The organism is Flavobacterium sp., assembly GCF_039930565.1.
GTDB lineage: Bacteria > Bacteroidota > Bacteroidia > Flavobacteriales > Flavobacteriaceae > Flavobacterium.
On sequence record NZ_JBDTTP010000078.1, the window covers coordinates 1 to 18,782 of the forward strand.

13 protein-coding genes and 1 pseudogene are annotated in these 18,782 nt (G+C 33.4%); 3 read left to right on the forward strand and 11 right to left on the reverse strand.

Features of this window, described 5'->3' with window-relative positions; translation table 11 throughout:
• Positions 1 to 201: 201 nt before the first annotated feature.
• The 4 genes from ABI657_RS16080 to ABI657_RS16095 form a co-directional block, all read right to left on the reverse strand.
• Complete coding sequence (locus ABI657_RS16080; RefSeq protein ID WP_348098288.1) at positions 202 to 639, reverse strand: hypothetical protein; 438 nt, start codon at positions 637 to 639, stop codon at positions 202 to 204.
• A 26-nt stretch (positions 640 to 665) separates the two neighbouring features.
• The gene (locus ABI657_RS16085; RefSeq protein WP_348098289.1) at positions 666 to 1,793 is read right to left on the reverse strand and encodes an efflux RND transporter periplasmic adaptor subunit; all 1,128 of its coding nucleotides are present in this window, start codon (positions 1,791 to 1,793) and stop codon (positions 666 to 668) included.
• Positions 1,794 to 1,800: 7 nt separating this feature from the next.
• Positions 1,801 to 6,141 carry a CusA/CzcA family heavy metal efflux RND transporter gene (locus ABI657_RS16090; protein WP_348098290.1) on the reverse strand — a complete coding sequence of 1,447 codons (4,341 nt, stop codon included), beginning with the start codon at positions 6,139 to 6,141 and terminating at the stop codon, positions 1,801 to 1,803.
• A gap of 93 nt (positions 6,142 to 6,234) precedes the next feature.
• Entirely contained in the window at positions 6,235 to 6,531 is a 297-nt protein-coding gene (locus tag ABI657_RS16095; protein WP_348098291.1) for a hypothetical protein, read from the reverse strand.
• Between the two features lie 450 nt (positions 6,532 to 6,981).
• Here ABI657_RS16095 and ABI657_RS16100 point away from each other — a divergent pair, with 450 nt between their 5' ends.
• Positions 6,982 to 7,425, forward strand: a complete 444-nt coding sequence (locus tag ABI657_RS16100) for a hypothetical protein (protein WP_348098292.1) — start codon at positions 6,982 to 6,984, stop codon at positions 7,423 to 7,425.
• Positions 7,426 to 7,788: 363 nt separating this feature from the next.
• Here the strand turns inward: ABI657_RS16100 and ABI657_RS16105 are convergent, their stop codons facing one another.
• Positions 7,789 to 9,651 (reverse strand): peptidase M61, encoded by a 1,863-nt coding sequence (locus ABI657_RS16105; protein WP_348098293.1) that lies wholly within the window; start codon positions 9,649 to 9,651, stop codon positions 7,789 to 7,791.
• An 824-nt stretch (positions 9,652 to 10,475) separates the two neighbouring features.
• Here ABI657_RS16105 and ABI657_RS16110 point away from each other — a divergent pair.
• Both ABI657_RS16110 and ABI657_RS16115 read left to right on the forward strand, forming a co-directional pair.
• Entirely contained in the window at positions 10,476 to 12,407 is a 1,932-nt protein-coding gene (locus ABI657_RS16110; RefSeq protein WP_348098294.1) for a tetratricopeptide repeat protein, read from the forward strand.
• Positions 12,408 to 14,138: a carbamoyltransferase N-terminal domain-containing protein gene (locus tag ABI657_RS16115; protein ID WP_348098295.1), complete on the forward strand. Its 1,731-nt coding sequence runs from the start codon at positions 12,408 to 12,410 to the stop codon at positions 14,136 to 14,138.
• Here the strand turns inward: ABI657_RS16115 and ABI657_RS16120 are convergent.
• The 6 genes and pseudogenes from ABI657_RS16120 to ABI657_RS16145 all read right to left on the reverse strand — a co-directional run.
• Positions 14,135 to 14,941, reverse strand: a complete 807-nt coding sequence (locus ABI657_RS16120) for an NAD-dependent epimerase/dehydratase family protein (protein ID WP_348098296.1) — start codon at positions 14,939 to 14,941, stop codon at positions 14,135 to 14,137. The genes ABI657_RS16115 and ABI657_RS16120 overlap by 4 nt on opposite strands.
• Entirely contained in the window at positions 14,941 to 16,533 is a 1,593-nt protein-coding gene (locus ABI657_RS16125) for a GMC oxidoreductase (RefSeq protein WP_348098297.1), read from the reverse strand. The genes ABI657_RS16120 and ABI657_RS16125 overlap by 1 nt, the downstream gene beginning before the upstream one ends.
• Positions 16,524 to 16,928: a hypothetical protein gene (locus tag ABI657_RS16130; protein WP_348098298.1), complete on the reverse strand. Its 405-nt coding sequence runs from the start codon at positions 16,926 to 16,928 to the stop codon at positions 16,524 to 16,526. The genes ABI657_RS16125 and ABI657_RS16130 overlap by 10 nt, the downstream gene beginning before the upstream one ends.
• The gene (locus ABI657_RS16135; protein WP_348098299.1) at positions 16,912 to 17,256 is read right to left on the reverse strand and encodes a DUF2304 domain-containing protein; all 345 of its coding nucleotides are present in this window, start codon (positions 17,254 to 17,256) and stop codon (positions 16,912 to 16,914) included. Before ABI657_RS16135 ends, ABI657_RS16130 begins: the two co-directional genes overlap by 17 nt.
• Positions 17,249 to 17,980 (reverse strand): glycosyltransferase family 2 protein, encoded by a 732-nt coding sequence (locus ABI657_RS16140; protein ID WP_348098300.1) that lies wholly within the window; start codon positions 17,978 to 17,980, stop codon positions 17,249 to 17,251. The genes ABI657_RS16135 and ABI657_RS16140 overlap by 8 nt, the downstream gene beginning before the upstream one ends.
• A gap of 50 nt (positions 17,981 to 18,030) precedes the next feature.
• Positions 18,031 to 18,782 (reverse strand): annotated as a pseudogene (locus ABI657_RS16145) (hypothetical protein); the annotation flags it as partial.

The window sequence follows — 18,782 nt, forward strand, 5'->3', positions numbered from 1 at the left end:
TAAAATTACATCAACCTATTGTAAAAGAATGGATTAAAATCTGTAGAATGATTCTAAATTTTAGAATACAAATTTTGGTTAGTGTTTCAATGAAACTTTTTAAAGTTATTTTCATTAACGATATCCACAGCAGAAATTTTTGAGACCACTGTGGATTATAACTGTTTTAAACAGCTGTTTTAATGAAAGGATCAAAGTTTATTACCTGATTTCAGAATGTCTGATTTCTCCCCCTGTAGTGCCTGTTTGCTGACCAAAGTATAAAACTGCCAGACAGTACACCATTATTGCTAAAGCAATATAATTAGCATACGATTTCTTTTTCCAATTGCTCCATAAAGCAACTATCGAACCTATGCCCAAAATATAAGATAATAAAGCAAATACCTCTGCTTTTTCTTCATGTTCATGGATTAAGTCTTTAGAGATTCCATTTATATGTTTTACCACGTCCTCTGCGCCATCGCCTGTTGCTATAGCTCCAAATGCTGTTATTGCTCCCAGTATAAAAATACAGTAAGCCGTTCTTTTTACAATTTCAGATTTTACTATAAATCCGCCAATGAGTACCAATAAACCTACAACGGGTATGATAATAGGCAAGTGGTTCAATACTAAGTGATAATGTGCTCCGTTCATAATGTTTTGTTTTAAATTATTAATTTTTATTCCTCTTTATTTTTCATTTTCATAAGTAGGGTGTAAGCTCCATTGGTAACAATTTTTTTATTTTTGAACTTTTCAGGGTTTAAAATCTCCAAATAGCCGTTTTCTTTGGCTCCCATGGTAACTTCTTTCATTTCATATTGTTGCTTTCCCGTTTCTGTAAAAACATAGTCTTTACCCTCAAAGGTCACAATACTTAATTCAGGCAATGCATTGGCTAAGCCGGATGTTGTTTCTATTTCGGCATTCATGTACATACCTGGTAAAAGGTATTTGTCATATTTTACAAAATGGCAATGTACCTCTGTATTACCGTTAGAGTTGATGTCTTTGTTGATTAAGATAATTTTACATTCGTACTTTTTATTGGGGGCCGCATTACTGTATGCAATTACCTTTTGTCCTATGGCAAGTTGTGCAATATTGGTATCATAAACACTAAGGTTTAGGTGAATGTCGCTGGGGTCTATAAGTTCAAACATTACTTCACCCGGAGCGATATATTTGCCTATATTAATGTTGACCTTGCTAACAAAACCTGTTATAGTACTTAAAATGCGGATGCTTTTAGAAATTTTATTGGCTGACAGATTATTCGGATTGATGTTAATGAGTTTGAGTTTTTCTGATAAGGCATTTACCGTTATACGAAGACTGCTTGCTTCAGATTCTGCCAGTTGTGTTACTTTATCACTGCTGGCTTTAGACTCATTAAGATCTTTTTGGCGTGTGAATTCTAATTCTGCAAAATGCAGTTTGGATTTTGCCATCAGATAATCCTGCTGTAACTGAACGTATTGCTGATCTTGCAAAGTAGCAATGACTTCACCTTTTTTTACCTGCATTCCGGGTAAGAGTTTACTGTTTATCAAATATCCTCCAAGAGGAGCATTTACAGACACTAAATTTTGTGGCGGTACATCTATTTTTCCATTCAGTTTTATAACGGTAGCAATATTTTTCTCCGTTAATTGGGCAGTTGCGATACCTGCATTTTTGAATTGCGCATCAGTAAGTACTACACTATTTTCGTTCGCAGTTTTTTCTGTTGCTTCCTGCTCCGGGGTCGTGTTTTTGCATGCATTTAGTATAAAAAGCATACTTATAAACAAGGATATATTTTTCATTTAATTGTTAATTTGAAGTGATAAAGTTAAGTTCGATACTGCTCTGGTTTAGAGCCCTTACAGCTTCTAAATAATTGCTTTGTATGCTAATGGCCTGATTGATTACCATTACAAAATCTAAGAAATTAATTTCACCGTTACTAAATTGTTTATTGGCTGTTTCTTTAATCAGCGTAGCATTTTTTAAGCCTGAATCTTCAAAATATTGCGTTATCCCGGTATTGCTTTTATAGGCAGACATCAATTGTTTATAGCGGCTCTGCAAAAAGTTTAACTGCATTTCGTATTCGTTTTCGGCAATGCTTTCTCCTACCTTAGATGCCTGTATTTTGGCACTCTGGCTTCCTGCAAAAATGGGGATTCCTAATCCGGCCTGTACTGAACTAAAGCGATTACTTCCGTTATAATAATTATTATCAGGTCCAATGCCTTTAAAACTATTGTTAAAGTAGCCAATAGTGAGATCCGGCAGGTATTTTGATTTTTCTAATTGCGTTTGTGCGGCAGCATTATTTTTTTGCTGCTGCGACAGTTTTAAAAGGATATTATTCTCAATTCCATTATTCATGGTAACAAGAGGATATTTATAGTTTTTTTCTAATGGAACAAGAGGAATTTCTGAATTCAAAAGCACCTGAAGCTCTAATAATGTGGTCTGCATCTCTTGATGTAGCTGCATCAATTGTACAGAAATGGCAGCGCGTTGGTTTTCGGCGGTGGTTTTTTCCAGAATATTGCTTTCTCCTTTTTGCAATCGAAGGTTTGCTTTCGAATAAAAATCATTGAAAAGGGTATCGGCTTGTTGCAGAAGTTTTTCTTTTTCTTTATAATATAGAAAGGTATAAAAAACTTGTGTTACGGCCTTTTTAATTTCCTGCTCTTTTAATGAAGTGTTTAATGCCGAAGTTTTCCACTGTTCAGATAACAGCTGTTTTTGTTTTTTATATATCGTAGGAAAGGCAATAGTCTGCGAAATACCAAATCGGGTATCATCATAAACGCTGTTTATTTGTCCGGTTTCAGCAAAAACGTTTGTTTTGGGAATATCAGCTCCTGATTTAATGAGCGCTTGCGTGTAAGCTGTTCTAAGCTTTTCGTTTTTTATACTATTGTTTTTCTCTGTTGCCATTTTTAATGCCGTTTCAATGCTTATTTTTTCCTGTGCATTTGCAGCTGAAAAAACAGAAAAGAAAAACAATGCAAATGATGCTTTTTGAGTTAAACTTTTTACTTTAAAACCTTTTTCAAATAAGATATAGAGCAGGGGTAATACAAATAAAGTTAGAAAGGTAGCGACAAGCAATCCACCTATTACGACTGTTGCCAGAGGGCGTTGTACCTCGGCACCTGCACCGTTACTTAAAGCCATTGGCAAAAAGCCCAAAGAAGCTACAAAAGCGGTCATTAATACAGGACGAAGTCTTGATTTTGTTCCTGTTAAAACAATTTGGACGAGATTTTTCATTCCGTTATTTTTAAGTCGGTTAAATTCAGCGATCAATACAATTCCGTTTAAAACGGCTACTCCAAACAAAGCAATAAAACCGACACCGGCACTAATGCTAAAAGGCATACCACGCAAGGCCAAAAAGAATATTCCTCCAATTGCCGATAGTGGAATTGCCGTATAAATAAGCAACCCGTGTTTGACTGAATTGAACGCAAAAAAGAGTAAAATAAAAATAAGTACCAGCGAAACAGGAACTGCAATCATAAGACGGTCTTTTGCCTGATTTAAATTCTCGAATGCACCGCCATAAGTGACATAATAACCTGCAGGCAGTTTTAGTTCCTTGTCTACTTTGGCTTGTAATTCATTTACGATACTTTGTACATCTCTGCCTTTTACGTTAAACCCTACAACAATCCTGCGTTTTGTGTCCTCACGCTGTATTTGGTTTGGCCCATTTTTAATTTCTATCATGGCGAGTTGTGATAAAGGAATCTGACTTGCGTTTGGTGAGGGGATGAGCAGATTTCGAATGTCCTGGATATCTTTTCTTTCATTGGCCTTCAGGCGTACCACCAGATCAAACCTTTTCTCCTCTTCAAATACTAAGCCGGTACTTTGTCCTGCAAAAGCGGTATTGATTACTTTGTTAATATCGGCTATTGATAAATGATGTTGGGCAATTGCAGGCCGGTTATACGATATAATTACTTGTGGCATACCGGCAACGGGTTCTATGAATAAATTGGCAGTTCCGTCTACCTTGCTAATAATTTTGCCTAGTTTGTTTGCCGTCACCGCTAACGTATCGAGGTTTTCTCCAAATATTTTGAGCACAACATCTTGTCGTGCTCCTGTCATGAGTTCGTTAAAACGCATTTGTACCGGGAATTGAAATCCAGTCGTAATTCCGGGAACATCTTCCAGGGCTTTGCTCATCTTAGCTGATAATTCATTAAAAGTTTTAGCCGATGTCCACTCTTTTTTATCTTTTAAAATCACCATCATATCACTGGCTTCCATCGGCATTGGATCTGTAGGAACTTCCCCGCTGCCTATTTTGGTCACTACTTTTAATACTTCCGGAAATTGGCTTTTGAGTATATGTGCCGCTTTCTGGGTACTCTCTATAGTGGTATTTAAGTTACTGCCTGTAAGCACTCGTGTGTCTACTGCAAAATCGCCTTCTTCCAAAGCGGGTATAAATTCGCCTCCCAAAGTGGTAAGTGTTATAACAGCCAATACAAAAAGCAGTAAGACGGAACCTAATACGGCTTTAGGAAAACGAAGGATCCTTTTTAGTGTATTTTGATAGCTGTTTTCAAGGCGTTTCATTACCCGGTCTGATAGATTTTCTTTGTGTTTTGTTTTTTTGCTTAGAAAAAAAGCGCTCATCATCGGAATATAGGTCAGAGACAAAATAAAAGCGCCCAGCAAAGCAAAAGCAACTGTTTGTGCCATAGGTTTAAACATTTTACCTTCGATACCCTGCAGGGTAAAAATGGGCAGATAAACAATCAATATGATGATTTGGCCAAATACAGCACTGTTCATCATTTTGCTGGCCGAGCTGGTAACGGTTTTATCCATTTGATCAGCAGTAAGAGAAGCATGTTCCTTATAGGCCTTATTACTGGAGAGCTGATGCATAATGGCTTCTACAATTATGACTGCGCCGTCTACAATTAATCCAAAATCGAGCGCTCCAAGACTCATTAAATTCCCGCTTACCCCAAAGAGATTCATCATGCAAATAGCAAACAGCATGGCCAGGGGAATTACCGATGCAACGAGTAAACCTGCCCTGAAATTCCCCAGAAACAGTACCAAAACAAACACCACAATCAATGCTCCTTCGAGTAAGTTTTTCTCCACTGTACCAATGGCATTATTGACCATTTTTGTCCGATCCAGAAAAGGTTCAATTTCGACGCCTTCAGGAAGTGTTTTTTGTATTTGGGCAATTTTTTCCTTTACATTTTTAATAACCTCGCTACTGTTAGCGCCTTTAAGCATCATAACTATCGCTCCTGAAACTTCACCTTCATCATTATAGCACATTGCACCGTAACGTGTTGCAAAACCTGTTTTTACCTGAGCGACATCTCTTATAAACAAAGGGCTGTCGCTATTTTTATTGGCAATGGCGATATTCTCTATATCGGCAATATTCCCAATAAGGCCTTCACTACGAATATAAAGCACAGTTGGTCCTTTTTCTATATAGGAACCACCTGTATTTTGATTGTTGTCCTGAACCGCCGCAAAGACGTCATTAATGGTTATTCCGTAAGCATTTAGTTTATCAGGACTAATGCTGATTTCATATTGCTTGAGTTTACCGCCAAAACTGCTCACTTCAGCCACTCCTTTAACACCCAGAAGTTGTCGTCTGACAATCCAGTCCTGAATCGTTCTTAAGTCCGTTACATTGAATTTTTGTTCATATCCTTTTTTGGGTTTCACCACATATTGGTAAATTTCGCCAAGGCCTGTAGATATTGGGCCCAATGTAGGTGTGCCAATACCTTTAGGAATCTCATTTTGTACTTGCTGCAACCGTTCAGCAACTTGTTGTCTTGCCCAATACACATCAACATCATCATCAAAAACGATAGTAACCAGAGAGAGTCCAAATCTGGAAAAACTGCGAATCTCTTTCATTCCCGAGATATTACTATTGGCCTGTTCTATAGGAAAAGTGACCAAGCGCTCAATATCAGTCGCGCCAAATGAAGGAGCTATGGTTATAATTTGTACCTGATTGTTTGTGATATCCGGAACAGCATCAATGGGCAGGCGAGTAGCCTGGTATGAGCCATAGCCAATAAGGGCAATTATAAAAAGCCCTACGATGAGTTTATTCCTCACGGAAAACTCAATTATTTTAGTAAGCATAAGTTTGTTTTGTTAATCGTCGTTATAAAAAAAATAAGGAATAGCAAAAACACGCGCCATTAGACGTGCAAGTTTTAAGCTAATAAAAAACGATTAACAGTTTCTGGGCGGCTGCCAGATAGAGAAAAGGGAAATAGATGAATAGGAGAAAAAATACGTATATAAATTTTGTTTTTTATACGTAAAATTCACTTTTTGTATTGTTTTGTATTCTTGTATTAAAGGATAAAATACAACAGAACTGATATTGGTATGCGATTTAAAAGGTAATTTCATATCCTTATCATAATCATCATCATACACATCTGGTCCCTGATAATGAATGCATAAAAACTCAAGAATTGTTAAGCCTGGATTTTGTTCTTTATGTTCCACATAATGTTCTACCATTAGAGGCAGTTTTATGAGTTCAACCAATTGCGTCACAGACAGCAGGTAGACCGATAAAAATAATATGGATAAATATTTTTTCACAATTCAAAGATAACTAATGTTCTTATGATATTTTGAGGTAAGTGGTTGTTTATAAATGTTATAAATAGTAAGTCTTACGCAAAAAGTACTTTTAAGTTTTACTTGTAGAAAGATAAAAAGGCTATTTAAAAACAAAGGCCAAATAAGGGTGTCACTAGAAGTTTTTTCCTACTGACTAGAATGGTTCTAAATGTTAAATTTGATTGTTTCTTTTACTCCAATTCATACTAAATTAGCCATTGCATAAATGCAACTGTTAAAAAAAACACCTTTTTTTTATTTATCAGCTGTTAATAGGATTACATGCCCAATTGTAGAGCATTGTCAATAAACTGTCTTGTAATAATTTAATTAGAAATATTATCCATGTATACTATAAATACGCAGCTGGCATATTTTAAATACAATTTAGATTCTAAAAAATTAATTGTAAATATTAAATGGTTTAAACTTAATACGTTTAGCAATTTAAATTTACAAGCAATTTCTTTTAACCGATCATATCTTGAATTATTTAAGAATTTTATAGATAAAAATCAACATAACTTTCCCGGTTCTTGTTTTGTTGAAGAAACCAGAAAAGAAGGATTTGATCTGCTGATCAATAATGAGTTATCCCAAAGTGCATTACCATATTATCTTATTTTATCCAAAAATTCAAAGTTGAATTTGGGTAATTCGATTTATCAGGCTGAGATGATAATGTTGATGGATGAAAATTATGAATTCACTATTAATTATACTTTGGATTTTGATGTTATCGGTAAAATTGAAATTTATAAAGAAATTAAATCTCTAATTAATGCATAATTTAGTTTACTATTTTAAGTGTTGATAAGAAATGTTTAAGATACTTTTTTGGGTTCTGTTGCATCTATTATTAAGACTTATCTTTGGATTTTTAAAATTACATCGTTCATGAATACCCAAGGTCATTGTTATCCGAAATCTGTTACACTTCAAGCTGTTTATTTTAAACTTGGATTTACATTGAGTTATCGGTCTTCTAAACTAGGTACAGGTTCATATGTCCGTTGTAATCTTAAGGGCATCAATACAATTGCTGCTGATTGTTTTAGGCTTTGGATTTTTAGGCAGTTGAAATACGGCATTAGGAATTTTGCGCAGATTTGTTATATCGGTAAAGTTTGGTAAGACTCTTTATTTTTCTTTTCAATTTTTTTTCATCCACCAGTCCCGCAGTTGTTTTTGCGCAACAGTCGGGTTTTCAATTTCAGTAAGAAGATATTTTTGAGGATCTTCTACGGCAAATGCATTCGAAGAAAGTTTAACTTCAGTAAAATTATCATTACTATCTTTTCTCATGACGATTAATGTGACCAGATCACCTTCTTTCGTGTTTTGTAAAAATGTTTGTCTGGATTTTTTTAAATTTTCATACAATAAATTCAGGCCGTTGATGGAAACTAATTCATCTTTAGCTTTAAGTCCTAATTGTTTTCCAAAAGCATTAATTCCATTATCATTCATCAGGAAAAGACGTTTGGTATTTTGATCCATATTCAAATTTGAAGTTAAGAATCCCAACCCAATATTTTTTGTTCTTTCCGGTGTTTCATATTTTACGCCAATACTTTCTAAAGTTTTACTAAGGGGTAAAGGAGATGTTCCTTCAACGTACTTGGCAAAAAAGTCCCTTATCTCAGGGAAACCCGTAATCGTTGTTATGGCATCAAAAAACTCAGCATCTTTAAATGGTTTGTTTTTTCCATAACGTTCCGATAAATCTGCTACCAGATTTTGAGTTCCATATTTTCCGTGGGATAATTCACGGAGCTTAATATCAAGACATAACCCAATCAAGGCTCCTTTTTGATACACATTTAAATATTGATTTTTATATTCTTTTTCGAGAACATGGACACTCATTTTAGTAAAGGATAAGGTATCGTTGTAAACATTTTTAGAGGTCGTAATTTCACCCTGGATGCGTTTCAGATATTCAGAAAAATTAATCTGACTGGATTTTAACTGGGAATGGCCCGTTGCATATTCTGTTAATCCTTCATAAAACCATAAGTGCTCTGACATTTTAGGAGTACTGTAATCGAAATTTCCAATTTCTTCCGAATGAATATTCAGAGGGGTTACGATATGAAAAAATTCGTGAGATGCAATATTTATAACATTTTCACTTATTTCATCTATTGCAGCTTCCGGCATAAAATAGAATGATGATTGTGAATGTTCCAGCGCTGCATAGGACATTAGGCCGTCAGCTTCGGACAAATAGATTATAAAAGCATATTTTTTGATTGGTAATTTGCCTCCCAGATATTCTTTTTGGGCTTCTAAAAGTACTTTTAATTTACTGGCAATTTCAGAAGATTTAACTTTTTTCCTGGGAGAGTATACAGATATTTCTATTTTGGCACCACCGATTTCTAAGTCCGTTGTATCGGTTTTATTATACATAAATGGTGAATCTACTAATTCAAAATAAGTAGGAACCTTATAAAGATCATAACTTTTTGTAGACTCACTTGTAGATAATGAGGTGGCCCCGTAAAAGCCTTCAGGTTTAATAAATTTCACCTGATATAAAGTATTCTTCATTGCGTCGAAATAGCCAAAAAGACAATGATTATTGAGCACAAAAACCTTGCTCTCTTCAAAATCTGTTCCCGCAGGTTCAAGGATAAAGTCTCCGGCAACTTCCGGAGAATCCCATGAATCGTCTACCCAGTAAACGATATGGTGCAGCTTTTTTGCGTTTTCTATTTTATACGAATTCAGATCTGTTTTTTCAACAGCTAAAGCTATTCCGTTTTTATCAAAAGCCTTAAAATTTGAGATATAACGGCCATAATTAAAGTCTTCATAAATGCCTGGAATAATTTTGGGAAAGTGATATACTATTTCGGGACTCGAAATTTTTGGAGCAATCAATTCGACTTTTAATTTATCGTTTTCAACTTTAGTTAAATCAACTGAAAATTGATATGTATTATTTTGTTTTTGTGCAAAGGAAGCTGCAAAAACAAAAACTACTGCCGTGAGAAGGAAATTTTTCATAAGATTAATTTTTGATGATGATTTTCTCTAAAACGAGTGAGTTACATTTTTGTTACCTCTAATTTATAGTTTTTATAGTTAAATTTTATCCTTAAATATGAAACTGATAGATTACATCAAAATTTAAAGAGATTAGCGATTCCTCAAATATCTCTCTATCATCAATGGTTTTGTCACATCTCTGCAAGTTATTATCTTTAGAGATTCAAAAAATATTAAATGAATACAAAAGTCATTGTTGTCCCAAAGCTATTATTCTTCAGGCGGTTTATTTCAAATTAAGATTTACATTGAGTTATAGGTATGTTGAAGAAATCATGAAAATGCGTGGAATACAAGTTGATCATGCTACGATTCAACGTTGGGTATTTAAATTTGCCACTGTAATTGAATTGCAGATGAAAAAGAGGATCTAGCTGGCGAATGGATGAAACCTATATAAAAGTAAAAGGAATTTGGTATTATTTGTATAGAGCAGTTGATAAGTCTGGAAATACGCTTGATTTTCTTTTAACCAGAGCAGGCAGCGAATGAGTGCTCAGCCTTTCTAATCAAAGCAATCAATAGCAATGGCAGCCCTAAAGCAGTAAATATTGATAAAAGCGGTTCAAACATCGCAGCTATAAAAGTTTATAGTAAATGGTTTTTAAAACCACCTTAACTTTTTGTGTAATAAAGGTATCAAGTCCAAAAGTGATGTGCCACGATTCTGCAACAAAAAATCGTGACAATAGTTCAATATAAGTAGAGCCCGAGAAACGGCCGCTAATTTCATATTTTATATTTAGAATGAAAACCTATATTTGTATCAAACAAAACAAAACATGAATAAAACCAATCAAATTGGATTGTTGTTACTGATTGCGATTATAACATTTTTTACCTATCAAAATCATTTTGAAAATGCTTTTCATTATGATGATAGTCACACTATTGTGAGTAATACCAATATCACTTCTTTAAAAAACATTCCGACTTTTTTTAAAGATGCCACTACTACAAGTACGAGTCCGGTTATGCAAGCCTATAGACCTGGATTAACAACTTTAAATACGATAGATTATTGGTTGGCAAACGATAAAATGGAACCTTTTTATTTTCATCGTACTATTTTTATTACCTTTTTATTTACTGGGCTTTTGTGTTTTTTATTTTTTAAACTAATTCTGGAACAATTGGTAACTAATACTAAAACTAGTTTTTGGTTAGCTATTTTTGGCGCTGCATGGTTTTTGTTGCATACCACCAATGCCGAAACTATAAATTATATAATTGCCCGATCGGATTCTTTTTCTACAATGACAATAGTGCTGGCTTTCGTGATTTATGGTTATTTTCCAATTAAACTGAAATACTACTTCTATTATTTGCCAATAATCATCGGCTTTTTTGTAAAAGAACCAGTCGTTATTTTTTTACCTTTATTGTGGTGTTATCAACTGCTTTTTGAGCAAAAGAAATCAATTCCCGAATGGTTTAGTTTTAATGAAAAAACAGTTAAAAATATTTTATCCAAATCTTTTGTTCCAATATTATTAACGGCATTATTAGTAGTTGTTTCCCGGCTTTTAACTCCTGCACATTGGGTTGGTGGATCAAAATCAGGATTAGACTATGTCCTTACACAACCTTATGTAATGTTGCATTATTTCCAACAGTTTTTTCTGCCAGTTAATTTGAATATTGATTATGGTTGGAAGGAAGTAAAAAGTTTTTCGGATTACAGAATTTGGATTGGATCATTATTTTTGATTGTTTATGGTTTCTTTACTTTTTGGAGCTCCAAAAACAAAAAGCTTCGAGGTGTTACTTTTGGATTATTATGGTTTTTAATTGCATTGTTGCCTACTAGTTTAATTCCGCTTGCAGAAGTGGTTAATGGACATCGAACTTTTTTTCCTTACATTGGATTGTTTATTGCGGTTATTTCAGCAGTAGGATATTTGTTAGAAAATTATACTATATTTAATTCTAAAACAGTTAAATATTCATTTACAGTTTTAGCAGCTGTAGTTTTAATTTTAAACGGATTTGGCACACATGCCAGAAATAAAGTATGGAAAACCGAAGAAAGTCTTTGGAAAGATGCGATGCTAAAAGCACCTGATAATTACAGGGCAAAAATGAATTATGCGTTAGCTCTTTTTGATGATAAAAAATATGACGAAGCAGAATACTACTTTAAAGAAGTAATTTTAATTTCTCCCAAATATCCAAATGCTTATATAAATCTTGCTGCGGCTTATTTACAAACAAAAAAATTAAATTTGATACCCAGTTTGTTAGATAAAGCTATTTCTTTGGACACAACAATTCCTGAAATATACGTGCAATATGCTATTTATTATGGTTTGATGAATAATTTTGCCAAAGCCGAAGAATTAACAGACAAAGGTCTTAGCATTAGTCCAAAACATAAAATGCTTAATGAGTTGAAAGAAGAAATTCAGAGGCAAATTGCAACTCAACCTGTAAATACAAATGACAGTGAAGCGCTAACTGCTGAAGATTATTTAAGTTTAAGTGTAGCATATGGAAAAGCTGGTGATTACAAAAAATGTATTGAAAGTTGTGAAAAAGCTTTGAAAATAAATCCTTCATACGCTTTACCTTATGCTAATATGAGTAAAGCCTACATTGAATTGAAGGAATGGAATAAGGCGAAAGATGCAGCACAAAAAGGTTTAGCGATTGATCCTACTAACGAAATTTTGAAAAAGAATTTTGAATTTGCCTCAATTAATAGTAAAAAGTAAATGAAAATATTGGGTTTTAATTGCTTTGGACACGATTCTGCTGTTGCTTTAATCGATAAGAATGAAATTGTTTTTGCTATTGAAGAAGAACGGTTGAGCAGAAAAAAACATGATGGCAGTTTTCCAAAATTGGCACTAAATGCTTGTTTAGAAAACACAAATACAAGTAGTAACGATATTAAACACATTGCTTTTTTTTGGAATCCGAAACTATCCATTTTGAATATTCCTGTTTATTTTTTAAAGTTTTGGAATAAAGTTCCATCGTTACTAAAGGAGCAAAAAGACTTTTCTATAGAAGAAAATTTAGGCATGATTAACTACCTCAAGCAAATGTTTTTATTACCAAAAAAAATAAGAACACTATATAATTTGCCAACAAGTAGTTTTAAATTTCATTATGTCAATCATCATCTTTGTCATGCCGCAAGTGCTTATTACCCGTCTAATTTTACCAATGCAGCCATTTTAACTATTGATGGTGCTGGCGAATGGGCAACAACTATGTTAGCGGAAGGAAAAGGTGCTACTATAAAGAAATTGCACACGATAAATACGCCTTATTCTGTAGGTGCATTTTATCAGGCGATTGCTATTCATTTGGGATTTAAACTGATTGAAGGCCCAGGAAAATTAATGGGATTGGCATCTTATGGAAATAAAGAAAGTGAAGCCTATTTTAAACTAAAAAATGTAATTACATTATTACCAAATGGAAAATATAGTTTTGATATGTCCTATTTCTCGTATCACTATACCCGAAAATCCGGAGTTACTCAAAAGTTTAATGACTTATTTGGTACTTCTAAAAGGATTGCAGAAAATTGGTCAGAACACGAATTGAATTTGGCTGCAGCAGCACAAAGAGTAGTTGAAGATATTGTTTTGCATTTGGTTACATATCTGAAACAAAAAACAAATTCCGAAAATTTGTGTCTTGCCGGTGGAGTTGCTTTAAATAGTGTAAGCAATGGCATTATTGCAAAATCGGGTTTGTTTAAAAATATTTATATTCAACCCGCAGCCGGAGATTCAGGAACGGCTTTAGGTGCTGCTTTGTATGTACATCATATCAAGCTAAAACAACCTCGAATTCAACCTATGCAAACCGCTTTTTTAGGAATTGGATATAGTGATCAATCAATTGAAGATACTATATGTTTTTTCAAATTGAAGTATAAAAAACTAGAAGATATAGCGTTGACCCAATTTGCTGCAACAGCAATTAATACTAATAAAATTGTTGCCTGGTTTCAGGGAAAAGATGAATTTGGTCCAAGAGCTTTGGGCAACAGAAGTATTTTAGCCAATCCAACGCATCCAAAAATGAAAGATATTTTGAATGAAAGAGTGAAGTTTAGAGAATCTTTCCGTCCATTTGCTGCAATGGTTACTCAAGAAGATTGCGGTACTTATTTCGATTTTGATTATCCCAATCCATATATGCTTTTGGTTTATAATGTGAAAGAAAACTACACAGAAAAATTGCCTTCAATTACCCATATTGACGGAACGTGTAGAATTCAAACAGTTAACGAACAAGAAAATCCTAAAATTTATAATTTATTGTGCGAATTGAAAAAGCTAAACGGTTTTCCTATAGTTGTCAATACTTCTTTCAATATTAAAGGAGAGCCAATTGTGAGTTCACCAACTGATGCTATTGAATCTTTTTTAAGTGCGGATATCGATTTTTTGATTTTAGGAAATTATGTTTTGAGCAAAAATTAAATCAGTTCGTCAAGAGATTTCCATTTTCTTTCAAACAAATCAAATTCCATTGAAGTTTCTGCGAATTTATTTGTTTGCAAACCAATTAAATTATCTTTAGAAATACCCAAAAAAGGAAAATAGTTTGCCATTATTTTTAAAATAATCAATGGTGTTTTTATAAAATATACTTTTTTATTGGCTACAAATTTCACAAATGCTCTAAATGTTATTCCTTCAGGATGCGCAATGTTATAAATGCCTGTTTCGTTATTTGAGATAAAATACTGAATGGCTTTAACCAAATCGTTTATCCCAATATATTGAATGTTTTGATTTCCATTTTCAACCAAAGGAATAAAAGGCGAATGCTTTATCTTGTCTATACTATTTTTAAAAAGGCCACCATTTCCAATAACTAATCCCGGACGCAAAACAACTTGGTTTTTAAAAAGGTTTTCTTGTTTTGATTTTGATAATCCATACCAACTTTGTGTTACAGGCGGAGATGCGGCAAAACTTGAAATAAAAATAATTCGTTTGTTTTGTAATTTTGAAAGTTTCCCGCTGAAATTAAAGTTGCAATCAATATCATTTTCGTTTTTTTGAAATTGATGTGCTAAATGAATAATAACATCCGCTTTTTCTAGTGAAGCTGGAATACTTTCATCGTTTAGATTGAATGTAAAATAGGTACTATTTTCATCTTGATTTTTTGGAATAGATTTTCCATAAGAATGAATAATGAAGTTATCTTTCAATACTGCTATCAAATGTTTTCCAATAAAACCATTGGCTCCTGTTATGGCAATTATTTTTTTCATTATAATTCCCGCAGACAATTATTAGCAACAAAATGTGCATTTGCCATAATAGTCAATGACAATCCTTTTCCTGGTAAAAAAGTAAAGCCCGATGCATCGGCTACAAAAATATTTTTAGTATCGTGCAATTTTCCATTAGTAGCCAGTTTAAATTTTTCTGGATTTTTGCTAAAAGGTAAACTTCCTGCATAATGTATACTAGCTCCAGCAGTCGTATTTACAGTTTGCAACGGCATACATTTTAAACTTCTAAAAACTGATTTTATAGCTTTTAAACTTTGTTTATTATGTTGCAGTTCATTTTCAGAATAGTCATAATTGGAAATCAAAACACCATCATTATTTAACTGAATAAAGTTGTTGTCGTTATAATTTGCAGGATAAAAAATACCTGCAATAAAAAGTGATGGAATAATGAGCTGCAATAATTCAAAATTATTTTTGATACCCAAAGGCATTTGTTGAGCCATTCTAAAATGCAGTAAAGAACGATAGTTGTACAACGATGCCATTACAACTTCACTGTGGTTTTGGACTTTATCGTAAAACAAATTCAGTTGTGCCAATCCAAATTGATTAGTATTATTTTTTTTACCTAAATAAGGCAAATAAAGCATTGGTAAATAATTATAGGCATTGCAAAGTATAGGCAATTTGGCGTTGCTATTATAGGATTTTAAAACTATTCGAGCCGTGTTTAAAGTACCACAAGCTAAGATTAGTTTTCTGCATCGAAATGCTACGTTTTGTTTTGTATTTGTATCTATTGCTTTTATAATGGTAATCTCATTTTGTTCTTCAAAAGATTGTACTAAACAATTATTAATGTAGTTTAGTTTTTTTGTTGCAATTAGTTTTTTAATTACAAAATCAGGTCGGTAAGCGCTTTCATTTACATTGTTATAAAAATCAGTATCGTTATAATTGTATGCTTTTCGTTCTGGTTTATCTTCAGATAAAAGTGCTAAAGATGAATTGCCTAAATAAACACCTTTTTTATTAATGCCTTTTTTGTGTTTATTATATTGTTCCAATAAATGTTTACTAACTTCATTTAATGCTAATGGTTTTTGAATTGGAAATTCCTGATTGTAGCAAAAAGGAGCTGCATCACTCTTTGTGTTTCCAGAAACACCAATACGGTTTATTTCATGCTGATAGGATTGTTTTATTTCATTTATAGGCAAACCGCATTTTTTCAATTCTTCTTCAGAAAAAGTATAGGCACCTAAACCCCAGGCATTGCCCAAACCGCCTAATGCTAACGATTCTACTGGTGCGAAATTATTGCTTTGAATAGGAAGTAGCTCCTTTGTTAATCGAGTTATAAATTGCCGTTGTGGTGTAAGTTGCGGTGCGTTTTTATTTTTTGAAAATTGCAATGCTTCAAAATCTTTTCCCAAAAAAAAATCCGATTGTATGTCGGCATTTTGTGTTCTTATAGTTTCAAAATCTGCTATAATATTGTTTTTATATTCAGAAGTATTACCGACATCTAACATTACAATATTTTTACCAGCATTACACAAAGCCGATGCTGCACTTGCACCTGCAATGCCTGAACCTACTATTATGATATCGGCTATTTCCATCTGAAAAGTACAATTATTAAAACGCCGATGCTAGCATAAAACACTGATTTTATTCCTAAACCAACCAATTTTATGAACGGAAATTTTATATCATTTTCAGACATAAATTTAGATGTATACTGTGGCGTTGTTTCGATGATACTTAACATTACAATCATTTTTTTTCGTATCAAATGATCAGAATTCAACCAGGCAAACCCGGCATCTAAATAAGGTAATAAAAAAGCAGATTGAATGGCTTTGTTGCAGATAAATAATTCCTTTGGATTGCTGATTTTTTCTATTGCCAATTTTTCTAAAGACAATTTATATCTTTCAGGAATTGTTGCATCAAAACAATTTTTCAGTAAATAGTTACTTAATATTTCAGCTTCTGATTTACTTGTTTTTTTCATCCAATTTGTTTTTTAAAAAAGCAATTTCCTGTGCCATTTTCTTAATGTCGTCTCGCATTTTGGTTTTTACAACCGATAAGTGTAATAAATAAACTAAAATAATAAAGATGAAAGCGGTAAAAAGTAAATTGGGTGGATCGGCAACATTTAAATAATCTGCTATTATTTCTAAACCATTTCGCCAAAAAGAAAAAATAAGTAATACTATATCGGCAATAATCCATAAAAAAGCATATTCTTCCCGCAGCTTGTTTTTGTATATTAATCGGGCAATTATAATCCCAAATAAAATACTCATCGTTATAACCAATAACTGAATTTTATCCATCCGACACTTTTTTTATTGCAGTAAAAAACATACTCAAACTTACTTTGGCAATATAGTACAATTGTTTGAAATTTTGAATAGAAGAAACTCCGGCTTTTCTTTCCTGCATCAAAACTGGTATTTCTACTATTTTCAAATTTAATTTAGAAAACAAGACTAATGAATCGGGTTCAGGAAATTCATCCGGATATTTATCAGCTATTAAAGCAATTGTTTTTTTATCATATAACCGAAAACCCGACGTAACATCTTTAATTGCTTTTTGAGTTAAGACATAATAAACGCTTTGTAAATATCGAATACCCAATCGTCGAAAGAAACTCGATTGAAATCCTTTATTGTCTATAAATCGGGAACCAATAACCACATTAGCATTACTGTTTTGTTGTGCCTGAACTAATTTATTAATTTCAGTAGGTGGATGTTGCCCATCGCCATCAACTTGTATTAAAAAATCAAAATCTTGGGTTAATGCATATTGAAAACCCGTTTGCATCGCACCACCAATTCCTAAATTTACAGGCAAATTGAGAAGTACAATGTTTTTAAATGGAAGGAGAACCAGTAATGAATTATCAGTAGAATTATCATTTACCACTACAATAGTAAAAGTAGTAGCCAATGTTTTAGCAACGTTTAGAACCTCGTTTAACAACACAACAATACTTGCCTGCTCATTATAACAAGGAATAACAAATAGTATATGTTTATGATGAATAGCCATATATAAAAAGAGGCAAAACCAGTTTGCCTCTCCTATGTAAATTTAATTTTTTATTTTAGTTTAGCGATACTCCAATAACAAGTGCCATCTGTATTTAGTACTGTTCCCGCAGCAGCGCTTGCAGATGCTGCTCTCACTTGTAAAGTTGTGCCCGCTGCTAACCATACTAAATGAGTTGTTTCGCTCCTAAATTGATGCGGTGTTTGTAATGCAGGTGTAGAAGTAACAGTTGCACCACCATAAAGACTTGTTCCTGAATTACCAGTACCATTTACATCTATCATAATGTTTTGATTAGTAATAGTTGAAGTCAAATGCACATTGATTAAATACAAACCTGCTCCAGTAGTACCTACTGTAAATATATTATTGTTAGCAAAGGTATTGCCACTTGTTAAAGCAGCATTGGCATTATTACCCGATTCAAAAGGAATTACTTCTGGTAAACTATTCGAATTACCTACAGCGGTTGTTTGAGCGGTTGTTTTAGAAACAAATAATTCAAAAGATGCGCTTGCGCCTCCACTTGCAGGTGTAACCCATTGTGTGTTGTAATCTGTAGCATTTACTTTAGCTAAAACCTGGTTGGCAGTACCGCCTGTTGGCACGCCTTGACCGTTATTTCCGTTAGTACCATTACTTCCTGCTGTTCCGTTAGAACCATTTGTTCCGTTACATACATAGTTTGTAGCGGTAACTTCACTAACTTGTAATGTTCCATCACTATTGGTATCTAATCCTGTTTCAACTTTTGTACCACCATTTGCACAGTTTGTACCAGCAGTTTCCGCAGTTGTTTTTA

What these genes read in the sequence shown, in the direction of transcription:
- ABI657_RS16080 (WP_348098288.1), bottom strand. Translation starts at nt 639, where the DNA reads ATGAACGGAGCACATTATCACTTAGTATTGAACCACTTGCCTATTATC.
- ABI657_RS16085 (WP_348098289.1), bottom strand. Translation starts at nt 1,793, where the DNA reads ATGAAAAATATATCCTTGTTTATAAGTATGCTTTTTATACTAAATGCA.
- ABI657_RS16090 (WP_348098290.1), bottom strand. Translation starts at nt 6,141, where the DNA reads ATGCTTACTAAAATAATTGAGTTTTCCGTGAGGAATAAACTCATCGTA.
- ABI657_RS16095 (WP_348098291.1), bottom strand. Translation starts at nt 6,531, where the DNA reads ATGGTAGAACATTATGTGGAACATAAAGAACAAAATCCAGGCTTAACA.
- ABI657_RS16100 (WP_348098292.1), top strand. Translation starts at nt 6,982, where the DNA reads ATGTATACTATAAATACGCAGCTGGCATATTTTAAATACAATTTAGAT.
- ABI657_RS16105 (WP_348098293.1), bottom strand. Translation starts at nt 9,651, where the DNA reads ATGAAAAATTTCCTTCTCACGGCAGTAGTTTTTGTTTTTGCAGCTTCC.
- ABI657_RS16110 (WP_348098294.1), top strand. Translation starts at nt 10,476, where the DNA reads ATGAATAAAACCAATCAAATTGGATTGTTGTTACTGATTGCGATTATA.
- ABI657_RS16115 (WP_348098295.1), top strand. Translation starts at nt 12,408, where the DNA reads ATGAAAATATTGGGTTTTAATTGCTTTGGACACGATTCTGCTGTTGCT.
- ABI657_RS16120 (WP_348098296.1), bottom strand. Translation starts at nt 14,941, where the DNA reads ATGAAAAAAATAATTGCCATAACAGGAGCCAATGGTTTTATTGGAAAA.
- ABI657_RS16125 (WP_348098297.1), bottom strand. Translation starts at nt 16,533, where the DNA reads ATGGAAATAGCCGATATCATAATAGTAGGTTCAGGCATTGCAGGTGCA.
- ABI657_RS16130 (WP_348098298.1), bottom strand. Translation starts at nt 16,928, where the DNA reads ATGAAAAAAACAAGTAAATCAGAAGCTGAAATATTAAGTAACTATTTA.
- ABI657_RS16135 (WP_348098299.1), bottom strand. Translation starts at nt 17,256, where the DNA reads ATGGATAAAATTCAGTTATTGGTTATAACGATGAGTATTTTATTTGGG.
- ABI657_RS16140 (WP_348098300.1), bottom strand. Translation starts at nt 17,980, where the DNA reads ATGGCTATTCATCATAAACATATACTATTTGTTATTCCTTGTTATAAT.